Origin of the sequence: Acinetobacter sp. C15 (assembly GCF_013420645.1) — a bacterium.
Classification (GTDB): domain Bacteria; phylum Pseudomonadota; class Gammaproteobacteria; order Pseudomonadales; family Moraxellaceae; genus Acinetobacter; species Acinetobacter indicus.
Map to the genome: position 1 here is coordinate 1 of NZ_VOXR01000064.1, position 10,057 is coordinate 10,057.

Here is a 10,057-nt window from a genome sequence, read left to right on the forward strand (position 1 = left end):
ACACCGTGACAGCCTATGGAATTGAGGTAATCCCTAAAGCAAATGCTTTAGGTTCTTGATGGTGAAGTAGGAATTAAACATCAAACCCACATTGAGTAGGTTTGAGTAGGTTTTAAATAACGGTTAAACGCAGGTACGGTTTTACTGCAGTATAGCCTTTCGGGAAACGCTGTTTTAATTCGGCTTCATCTTGCAGTGAAGGCACAATCACCACATCTTCACCCTCTTGCCAGTTGGCCGGGGTGGCCACTTTATAGTTGTCGGTCAGTTGCAGGGAATCGACCACGCGTAAAATTTCATGGAAATTACGTCCGGTAGAGGCCGGATAGGTAATAATTAAACGCACTTTTTTATTCGGGTCGATAATTACCAGGGAGCGTACCGTCAGGGTTTCGCTGGCATTGGGATGGATAAAATCATATAGCGTCGATACTTTACGGTCCTGATCGGCAATAATCGGAAAATTCACGCTGGTGTTCTGGGTTTCGTTAATGTCATTAATCCAGCCTTTGTGTGACTCGACATCATCGACCGACAGGGCAATGGCCTTGACGCCACGTTTTTCAAATTCCTGTTTGAGTTTTGCGGTATAGCCCAGTTCGGTGGTGCAGACCGGGGTGTAGTCGGCAGGATGTGAAAACAGGATGCCCCAGCTGTCGCCCAGAAATTCATAAAAGTTCAGGGTGCCTTCGCTTGATTCCTGAGTAAAGTCGGGTGCGGTATCGCCTAATCGTAAACTCATTTTAACTGCCTCATATCGTTGTTGTATTGGGGGATGGAATTGACTATGGCGCAATTCTTTTAGCATTGAAAATACTTTTTTTTGTAATTCTTTATGAATATATGGAATAAGTAGTTGCATGAAATGCTGAAAAAACATGCAGTCATATTGTCATGCTTTGACTATATCATCCGATTAAAATTTGCTACATTATTTTGCCTTAGCTTCGCTGTACGGATAGAAATCATCAGAATTTTTTGATGGGTTGTGTGCAAAACCCTTGTACTTCAAATTTCTAGCACCATAATAACGACTGAGAACAAATTATTCTTTTGACAAGCAAGATTTAGAGAGTCTATTCATGTTGGCAAGTCTGATCGGAGGAATCTTCGGTACCAAAAATGAGCGCGAACTCAAACGCATGCGTAAAATCGTAGACAAGATTAATGCGCTCGAGCCGACGATATCAGCCTTAAGCGATGCAGACTTATCTGCAAAAACCGAAGAATTCAAACAACGATATAACAAGGGCGAAAGTCTAGATAAGTTATTGCCAGAAGCGTTTGCAGTCTGCCGTGAAGCCGGGAAACGGGTCATGGGCATGCGCCATTATGATGTACAGCTGATTGGTGGTATTACCCTGCACGAAGGTAAAATTGCAGAAATGCGTACCGGTGAAGGTAAAACCTTAATGGGGACTTTGGCCTGTTACCTGAATGCCTTAAGTGGTGAAGGCGTACACGTGATTACCGTGAACGACTACCTGGCGCAGCGTGATGCCGAACTCAACCGTCCACTCTTTGAATTTCTGGGTTTAAGCATCGGCATTATTTATTCGATGCAGGACCCGACCGAAAAAGCGCAAGCTTACCGTGCCGATATTACTTACGGAACCAACAACGAATTTGGTTTCGACTATTTGCGTGACAACATGGTGTTCTCGCTGGCAGAGAAAAAGCAGCGTGGCCTGACCTATGCCATTATCGATGAGGTCGACTCGATCCTGATTGATGAAGCACGTACCCCGCTGATTATCTCGGGTCAGAGCGAAGACTCATCACAGCTGTATGCGGCGATTAATACCATTCCGCCTAAACTGCATCCGCAAAAAGAAGAGAAAGTGCCAGATGGCGGTCACTTCTGGATTGATGAAAAACAGCGTTCGGTTGAAATGACTGAAGTCGGTTATGAAACCGTAGAAAATGAACTGATTCAGATGGGTCTGCTGGCAGAAGGGGAAAGCCTGTATTCTGCTTCCAACCTGAATCTGGTACATCACGTGTCTGCGGCCATTCGTGCCCATTTCCTGTATCAGCGCAATGTGCATTACATCATCCATGATGGTGAAGTGATTATTGTCGATGAAAACACCGGCCGTACCATGCCGGGTCGTCGCTGGTCTGAAGGTCTGCATCAGGCAGTTGAAGCCAAAGAAGGTCTGGAAATCCAGCCTGAAAACCAGACTCTGGCCACCACCACCTTCCAGAACTACTTCCGTCTGTACAAAAAACTGTCCGGTATGACCGGTACTGCCGATACTGAAGCGGCAGAAATGAAAGAAATTTATGGTCTGGATGTGGTAATTATTCCAACCCACCGTCCAATGATCCGTCAGGACCATAACGATTTAATCTATTTAAATCGTGAAGGCAAATACAACGCGATTATTCAGGAAATCCTGCGCGTGCAGGAGTCCGGTGTCGCGCCGATCCTGATCGGTACCGCCACCATTGAAGCCTCAGAAATCCTCTCGGATAAACTGAAAGAGGCCGGTATTCATCACGAAGTTCTGAACGCCAAACAGCATGAACGTGAAGCCGATATTATTGCCCAAGCCGGTGCACCACGTGCGGTGACCATTGCCACCAACATGGCGGGTCGTGGTACCGATATTCTGCTCGGTGGTAACTGGAAAGCTCTGCTGGCCAAAATTGAAAACCCGACACCTGAAGATGAACAACGTCTGAAAGAAGAATGGGACCAGAACCACGAAGCGGTACTGGCCTCAGGCGGTTTGCATATTATTGGTTCTGAACGCCATGAATCACGCCGTATTGATAACCAGCTGCGTGGTCGTGCCGGTCGTCAGGGTGACCCGGGTGTGTCGCGTTTCTATCTGTCACTTGAAGATGACCTGATGCGTATTTTCGCCGGTGATCGTGTGGTGGCCATGATGCGTGCCATGGGCCTGAAAGAAGATGAAGCCATTGAACACAAAATGGTGTCGCGTTCGATTGAAAATGCCCAGCGCAAAGTTGAAGCACGTAACTTCGATATCCGTAAGAACCTGTTGAAATACGATGACGTCAACAATGAACAGCGTAAGATTATTTACTCACAGCGTGATGAAATTCTTGCCGCAAACTCATTGCAAGATTACATCGAAGAAATGCACCGTGAAGTGATTCAGGGCGTGATTGCCAACTATGTACCACCAGAGTCGATTCATGATCAGTGGGATATTGACGGTCTGGAGCAGGCGTTACGTGAAGATCTGGCTTTAGATCTGCCAATTAACCAATGGTTAGAAGAAGATCGCCGTCTGGATGAAGAAGGTCTGGTCGAACGTATTTCTGATGAGCTGGTGGCTCGTTATAACAGCCGCCGTCAGCAAATGGGTGATGAATCTGCAGCCATGCTGGAGCGTCACTTTATGCTCAACTCGCTGGATCGTCACTGGAAAGACCATCTGGCGGCAATGGATTACTTGCGTCAAGGCATTCATTTACGTGGTTATGCGCAAAAGAATCCGGAGCAGGAATACAAGAAAGAAGCCTTTAACCTGTTTGTGAACATGCTCGCTGTGATCAAGTCTGATGTCGTGACTGACTTGTCTCGCGTACACGTACCAACAGCTGAAGAACTGGCTGAACTTGAAGCACAGAAACAGGCACAAGCCGAGGCGATGCAGCTGAATCTGTCTCATGCCGATGTGGACAGTCTGACCGGTGAAACTTTCGAAGCCGATGCGCAGCAGACAACCCCAACCGAAACGGTGTTTACGCCACCGGCAAGCCGTAATTCACCATGTCCATGTGGTTCAGGTCTGAAATACAAACAGTGCCACGGCAAAATCTAAGCCATTCAAAACATCTCGCAAAAAGCAGAATTTCGATTCTGCTTTTTTTTATTCCGCTAAGTGTTTGAATAGTTTTGCAAGATGTGAATACAGATTGCAGTGCAGGAAATTAAATGGTATTTAGTTGCACATTGCACACCGAAAAGTGGAAAACACAATGAAAAAAGTATTACAACCTTTACTGATTGTTGCTTTAGCAACGCCTGCTTTGGCTTTTGCCAATACCCAAACCACCACGCCGGCAAAAGTTCAGGCCGCAGTCGGTGTAAGCACCACCCAAGCAGTGGTCAATAATGACCAGGTGACGGTTGCAAGCCCACGTACCGGTATCCGTTATACCTTTGCCAACCCGAATAAACGTCCGATTGTGCTCCAGACTGCAGCCATTGCTCCGGCCAATGCTGCCAATGCCGACCGCATTGTTGCTTCTAACCCGGCCCTGTCTGCAGAAAGCCAGCAAAAAGCCAAACAGGCTTTATTAAACGAAGCTGCGCAACTGGCCAAAAACTAAGGATCAAGCACACAACACTAACCAGCCTGCGGGCTGGTTTTTTATTGCACGGCAGTTGAGTCTGGCCACAATTTTGTGGATGATGGGTTCTGCTCGATTTTTTCCTGATTTTGTTCTAAGCTGTGCACACTGAATTATTAACTAGTTGGACGTTTAAAAATGGCAGTAGGTGACGTTTCTATGCCACAGATGCATGTGGTCAAAGGGGTGAGAATTGGGACAGCAGAAGCCTATGTTCGTTATAAGAACCGACGTGACCTTGTTATTTTTGAACTGGCCGAAGGCGCCAATGTCGCCGGTGTGTTTACCCAAAACGCCTTTTGTGCAGCACCTGTGCATATCTGTAAAGCGCATCTGCAGGCGGGTAATCCACGCTATTTAGTGATTAACACCGGCAATGCTAATGCCGGAACCGGTAAAACCGGTATGCAAAATGCAGCAGCAACCTGTGCCAAGCTGGCTGAACTGGCGGGTGTACAGACCGCCGAAGTATTGCCGTTTTCTACTGGTGTGATTGGCGAGCAGTTACCAATTGAGCGTTTAACTGCGGGTTTACAACCGGCCTTAGACAGCTTGCGTGCCGATGCCTGGGACGACGCTGCCCGCGGTATTATGACCACAGATACCACACCGAAAGGTGCATCTGAGCAGTTTGAACTGGATGGCATCACTTATACCATGACCGGTATTTCTAAAGGTGCCGGCATGATTCGCCCGAATATGGCGACCATGCTTGGTTATGTGGCCACTGATGCTCCAATCAGCCGTGAACTGGTACAGCAACTGTTGAGTAGTACGGTTAATGTCTCGTTTAACCGCATCACTGTCGATGGCGATACCTCAACCAATGACTCCTGTATCTTCATTGCAACTGGCCAAGCCGGTGGTACAGAAATTAGCTCGACCGAAGATCCGCGTTATGCCGTAGTATTAGAGGTTTTAACCCGGGTGATGACACGTCTGGCGCAGCTGATTGTGCGTGATGGTGAAGGCGCGACCAAATTTATTACCGTTGCAGTCGAAGGTGGACAAAATACCCAGGAATGTTGCGATATTGCTTACAGTATTGCTCATTCACCGCTAGTAAAAACCGCTATTTTTGCCTCAGATCCAAACTGGGGCCGTATTCTGGCGGCCATTGGTTATGCGAGCGTGCCAAATTTAGACGTTGAAAAAATTCAGGTTTGGTTAGATGATGTACAAATCTGTAAAGATGGCGGCGCCGCAGCGGACTATACCGAAGAAGCCGGCGCACGTGTCATGGCGCAGCAGGAAATGACCATTCGTGTAGATTTAGGTCGTGGCCAGGCTCAAGATACCGTCTATACCTGCGATTTATCTTATGATTATGTCAAGATTAATGCAGACTACCGTTCTTAAGTCCCTGATGTATTTCTGAAAAAGCCTCCGTTGTGAGGCTTTTTTACAACGCTGTATTTTTAATGATTGGTCAAGCGCTGACACTGACCAATTGCTGATGTAACTGCTTGTGCAAACAAGCATTTCGATAGAGAAGACGTTGTTATGAATGATGCGACCATTTTAATTGCCAATGAAGCAAAGTCGATTGTGCAGGCGCATTTAGACCGTTTGGGTGAACCGAAAGAAAATCATTTAACTGAAGAAGCCAAGCAGGCCAAATTTGCCTTAATTCAGGCCGAACTTAAAAAACGTGATGCAGTACTGGTGGCACACTATTATTGCGATCCTGAAGTGCAAGAGCTGGCAGAGCTGACGGGTGGTTGTGTATCGGATTCACTGGAAATGGCACGTTTTGGTCGTGATCATGCAGCGTCAACCCTGGTGGTGGCCGGGGTGAAATTTATGGGCGAAACCGCCAAAATCCTGTCACCTGAGAAAACAGTGCTGATGCCGACGCTGGAAGCCACCTGTTCACTCGACCTGGGCTGCCCGGTAGATGAATTTACCCAATTCTGCGATGCCCATCCTGATCATACCGTAGTGGTGTATGCCAACACCTCGGCTGCTGTGAAAGCCCGTGCCGACTGGGTGGTAACCTCAAGCTGTGCGGTTGAAATTGTCGAGCATCTCGATAGCCTGGGTGAAAAAATTATCTGGGCACCGGATCAGCATTTGGGTCGTTATATCCAGAAAAAAACGGGCGCAGACATGCTACTCTGGGATGGTGCCTGTATCGTGCATGAAGAATTCCGTGCCCGCGGGATTGCACAAATGAAAGCGCTTTATCCGGATGCAGCGGTGCTGGTGCATCCAGAATCACCAGAATCGGTGGTGGATATTGCTGATGCAGTCGGCAGTACCTCGCAATTGATCAAGGCTGCCCAGACTTTGCCACATGAGCGTTTAATTGTGGCGACCGACCGCGGGATTTTCTACAAAATGCAGCAGGCGGTACCGAACAAGATTCTGGTGGAAGCGCCGACCGCCGGTGAAGGCGCGACCTGTCGTTCATGCGCGCATTGCCCGTGGATGGCTATGAACGAACTAGATGGGATTTTGCAGGTTTTACAGCAGGGTGATCAGGAAATTTTTGTTGATCCTACGCTGGCAGAACGCGCCAAATTACCGCTCGATCGCATGTTAAACTTCAGTGCGCAGCTAAAACGCTAAAAATTGATTGAAAAATGTCTAAAATGCTTGATAAATAAGCGGTTGAAGAGATTTTTCATATTTTTTTAAAGATAGGTGTTGACGTCCACGGGCGTCGCGCCTAGAATGCACACCGTACCGCACGATGTGCGATACACGAAAAGCTGAGATGAAACGGAGCATAGCACAGCCTGGTAGTGCACCTGGTTTGGGACCAGGGGGTCGTAGGTTCGAATCCTACTGCTCCGACCAATTTCTCAAGGCAACGATGTGTTTTTGGTATCATCGGTTAAGCGCTTGTAGCTCAGTTGGATAGAGCATCCGCCTTCTAAGCGGATGGTCACAGGTTCGAATCCTGTCAGGCGCGCCATTTTGGTGGCTTGGTATTGTAGAACTAATTGATGGTGGATGTAGCTCAGTTGGTAGAGCCCTGGATTGTGATTCCAGTTGTCGCGGGTTCGAATCCCGTCATTCACCCCAACTTTTAAAGTTGAAAATCGGAGCATAGCACAGCCTGGTAGTGCACCTGGTTTGGGACCAGGGGGTCGTAGGTTCGAATCCTACTGCTCCGACCAATTTCCCTAAAGTTGAAAGATAAAAGATGCCGCGTTAAGCGGTTTTTTTATGCCTGAAATTTAAGTCTGCTGATAAAATCTCCCCATAAAAAAAGCCTCTGCAAGAGGCTGATTCTACAAAGTAGCAAAATACTTAAGGCACAATCACCACATTTACACGACGGTTCATCGCCCGGTTTTCAGGAGAGGTGTTTGGTACCAGCGGCTGTTCTGCACCGCGAGGAATTACCTGTAAATTCACTGGTCGAAAACCTTGTTGCATAAAAATTTGTGCGACATTTTCAGCACGTTCTCCGGACAGCTTAAGGTTATAGGCCAGGTCACCGACATTGTCGCTATGTCCAATAATTTTGACTTTATCCAGTTTATATTTCAGCAACTTGCTTGAGAGTTGCTGTAAAGCTTGCTGGTTGTGTGCCTGGATCTCGGCCTGATCAAAACCGAACAGCAGTTTTTCTGGTAGGCTTAAGCTCCAGCCCTCGCTGGTCAGGCTAAAACCTTCCTGCTTGAGCATGCGGGCCTGTTTGTAATTGAGCTGCCCCAGACTCATGCAGGCACTGAGGGTAGTCAGTGCAAGCAGCAGACAAGCAGTTTTAAAAATATGTTTTAACATGAATAAACTAACCTTTGGCCATGCGCCCGTGCTCTGCAAAAATGTACCAGTGTTGTGCGAGCTGCTTGGCCTTATACATGGCCATATCTGCATTATTGATCAGCATTTCAGGAGATGATGCTGACTGCGCGAGTGCGATGCCAATACTAAAACTGAAATAAATAGGATGATGATTAAAAATTAAAGGCTGGCGACAGCAGTGGAGTAAATTTTCACTTATTCTAATTAAATCATGATGATCTTCAATATTTTTTACAATAATTGCGAACTCATCACCACCGAGGCGGGACATAAAATCATGCTGGTTTAACGCTTGGCGCAAGCGTTTGGCCATTTCCAGCAGCACGGCATCACCGGCGGCATGGCCGTGGCGATCATTAATTTCTTTAAAGTTATCGTTATCAATAAACAGCAGGGCAATGCTGTCTTGCGTACCTTGGGCAAAACTCTGTGCCAGCATTTGATGGAAATATTCACGATTAGGAAGTTGGGTCAGTCCATCATGACGGGCCTGATGCGACAATTGATGATTTTCATGTTGCAGGGCCCGGGTTGAGGCTTCAATTTTGTCCAGCAGTTCATTTACCACGCGATTAATTTCCTGAAACTCAGAAATTTCAGACGAGGGCAGGCGTAGCTGATAATTTTTATTGGTGCTGATGGTCTGGGTGGTCTGTACCAGTGGATTGACCGCTTTCATCAAATGTCGGTAAACCGCATTTGCCGACCAGAACAGTGAGGCCAGCAGTAAAATAAAGCTAATGGTCAGCGCCAGTAGAATGGTATAGAAAAAACTGACATGGGTGGAGGCATTGCCATAGACCACCAGTTGTCCAAAATTTTGCTGCTGATGCTGAATCTCGACTGTCACTGGCTCACGAAAATACAGCCAGTCCAGTAAATACTGAATAAACGGTAACGCATTTTGATGATGATGAATGGTCGACAGGACCTCACCATTGGTTGCGATGACTTGAATCGAATGAATCGGATATTGCTCGGCATATTCAGTCAGAATCTTCTGAATTGTATAGGTGTCATGAAAGACCACAGCGGGCTGAATCCGCTCTGCCAGAGAACCGGATAAAATACTCAAACTCTGTTTGGCATAACTTCCAGGGTGTAATTAGACACCACACAAAAAATACCTAGGCATAAACCAAAGGTCAGAATAAAAATCACCAGCTGGTAGGAACGGAAAATACGTCGTAGCGATACTGCTTTGGGCTTATTCATGCTTTAGGCCCCCGTTTTTACCCAGTAATAATACCCGGGGGTCAATATGTACCTGCGATTGCGTCAGACTTTGCATATTCACCCTAAATGAATACTGCTGATTTTTCTTCTGGTAAAGGCAAAAGACACTGCCCAGTTCACAGGCTGAATTGGTAGTGCTAATGCTTAAGGCGGGATAACGCACTGCATTGTTCAGAATATTCTGTTCTTCACGCGGGCTTAGGTTAGAAAAGACAATGGCCTGACAACTGGTCTGTTTTAAATCGTCTAATTGTAGTGGGCTGATTTTATAAACATGCTGTGCGCTACGCTGGCTTTTAAATTGTTGTGCTAGCGCCGGATTATTCACAATACAAATATTCGGCGTGTTTTGCTCCCATTTGGCATAACTTAAAATGGCATACATCATTTGGGGTGTACCAGCGGTTGGGCTATTGGCATGGGCAGGGTGCAAACATAAACACAGCAAAAAACACAGTGTTTTGTGTAAGGGGAGAGAAGGCATTTTTATAAAAAGTTAAAAATAAAATTATGGCCGCAGTCTAACTAAAATAAAAATGAAAGAAAAGGATAAAAAATAAACTGAAAAACCTGAAATTGATCATAAAAAATACAGTTAAGATATATTTCCCAAAATAATTAAAAATAGGGGTTGCGTCAGGTTTTATTTGCTCTATAATGCACATCCATCGGCGGTGATGTTGATAAAAACTTGTTGATAAACAAGGATTTAGCTAAAATGGTTGAGTTC

At 46.3% G+C, this 10,057-nt stretch carries 9 protein-coding genes and 4 tRNA genes; 8 read left to right on the top strand and 5 right to left on the bottom strand.

The window, feature by feature from the left end:
* Positions 1–112: 112 nt before the first annotated feature.
* The gene (locus FTT63_RS14160; RefSeq protein WP_127800474.1) at positions 113–742 is read right to left on the bottom strand and encodes a peroxiredoxin; all 630 of its coding nucleotides are present in this window, start codon (positions 740–742) and stop codon (positions 113–115) included.
* Between the two features lie 340 nt (positions 743–1,082).
* Between FTT63_RS14160 and secA the strand changes: the two genes are divergently transcribed.
* The 8 genes from secA to FTT63_RS14200 all read left to right on the top strand — a co-directional run bounded on the left by secA (position 1,083) and on the right by FTT63_RS14200 (position 7,457).
* Entirely contained in the window at positions 1,083–3,800 is a 2,718-nt protein-coding gene (secA, locus tag FTT63_RS14165) for a preprotein translocase subunit SecA (protein ID WP_005179958.1), read from the top strand.
* 157 nt (positions 3,801–3,957) lie between these two features.
* Positions 3,958–4,311: a hypothetical protein gene (locus FTT63_RS14170; protein WP_005179954.1), complete on the top strand. Its 354-nt coding sequence runs from the start codon at positions 3,958–3,960 to the stop codon at positions 4,309–4,311.
* 159 nt (positions 4,312–4,470) lie between these two features.
* On the top strand, positions 4,471–5,691 hold the full coding sequence (gene argJ, locus FTT63_RS14175) for a bifunctional glutamate N-acetyltransferase/amino-acid acetyltransferase ArgJ (RefSeq protein ID WP_127800470.1): 1,221 nt from the start codon (positions 4,471–4,473) through the stop codon (positions 5,689–5,691).
* Between the two features lie 144 nt (positions 5,692–5,835).
* Entirely contained in the window at positions 5,836–6,903 is a 1,068-nt protein-coding gene (gene nadA, locus FTT63_RS14180; RefSeq protein ID WP_127800468.1) for a quinolinate synthase NadA, read from the top strand.
* A 154-nt stretch (positions 6,904–7,057) separates the two neighbouring features.
* Positions 7,058–7,134 (top strand) — tRNA-Pro (locus FTT63_RS14185).
* Between the two features lie 41 nt (positions 7,135–7,175).
* Positions 7,176–7,252, top strand: a tRNA-Arg gene (locus FTT63_RS14190).
* Positions 7,253–7,286: 34 nt separating this feature from the next.
* A tRNA-His gene (locus FTT63_RS14195) sits at positions 7,287–7,362 on the top strand.
* Between the two features lie 18 nt (positions 7,363–7,380).
* A tRNA-Pro gene (locus FTT63_RS14200) sits at positions 7,381–7,457 on the top strand.
* A 133-nt stretch (positions 7,458–7,590) separates the two neighbouring features.
* On the opposite strand, the gene FTT63_RS14205 is transcribed toward FTT63_RS14200, so the two are convergent.
* Genes FTT63_RS14205 through FTT63_RS14215 form a run of 4 tightly spaced genes read right to left on the bottom strand, consistent with a single transcriptional unit; the run spans position 7,591 to position 9,715 of the window.
* Positions 7,591–8,070 (bottom strand): OmpA family protein, encoded by a 480-nt coding sequence (locus FTT63_RS14205; protein WP_005179945.1) that lies wholly within the window; start codon positions 8,068–8,070, stop codon positions 7,591–7,593.
* A gap of 7 nt (positions 8,071–8,077) precedes the next feature.
* On the bottom strand, positions 8,078–9,166 hold the full coding sequence (locus FTT63_RS14210) for a sensor domain-containing diguanylate cyclase (protein WP_127800466.1): 1,089 nt from the start codon (positions 9,164–9,166) through the stop codon (positions 8,078–8,080).
* A complete protein-coding gene (locus FTT63_RS15830) occupies positions 9,163–9,306 on the bottom strand; it encodes a hypothetical protein (protein ID WP_160242843.1) in 144 nt (47 codons plus the stop codon). The genes FTT63_RS14210 and FTT63_RS15830 overlap by 4 nt, the downstream gene beginning before the upstream one ends.
* Positions 9,299–9,715: a YfiR family protein gene (locus FTT63_RS14215; protein ID WP_228288741.1), complete on the bottom strand. Its 417-nt coding sequence runs from the start codon at positions 9,713–9,715 to the stop codon at positions 9,299–9,301. The genes FTT63_RS15830 and FTT63_RS14215 overlap by 8 nt, the downstream gene beginning before the upstream one ends.
* Positions 9,716–10,057 lie beyond the last annotated feature (342 nt).

Bases quoted from the DNA above. Each gene is read 5' to 3' on its own strand.
- FTT63_RS14160 (WP_127800474.1), bottom strand. From the start codon at position 742: ATGAGTTTACGATTAGGCGATACCGCACCCGACTTTACTCAGGAATCA.
- secA (WP_005179958.1), top strand. From the start codon at position 1,083: ATGTTGGCAAGTCTGATCGGAGGAATCTTCGGTACCAAAAATGAGCGC.
- FTT63_RS14170 (WP_005179954.1), top strand. From the start codon at position 3,958: ATGAAAAAAGTATTACAACCTTTACTGATTGTTGCTTTAGCAACGCCT.
- argJ (WP_127800470.1), top strand. From the start codon at position 4,471: ATGGCAGTAGGTGACGTTTCTATGCCACAGATGCATGTGGTCAAAGGG.
- nadA (WP_127800468.1), top strand. From the start codon at position 5,836: ATGAATGATGCGACCATTTTAATTGCCAATGAAGCAAAGTCGATTGTG.
- FTT63_RS14205 (WP_005179945.1), bottom strand. From the start codon at position 8,070: ATGTTAAAACATATTTTTAAAACTGCTTGTCTGCTGCTTGCACTGACT.
- FTT63_RS15830 (WP_160242843.1), bottom strand. From the start codon at position 9,306: ATGAATAAGCCCAAAGCAGTATCGCTACGACGTATTTTCCGTTCCTAC.
- FTT63_RS14215 (WP_228288741.1), bottom strand. From the start codon at position 9,715: ATGATGTATGCCATTTTAAGTTATGCCAAATGGGAGCAAAACACGCCG.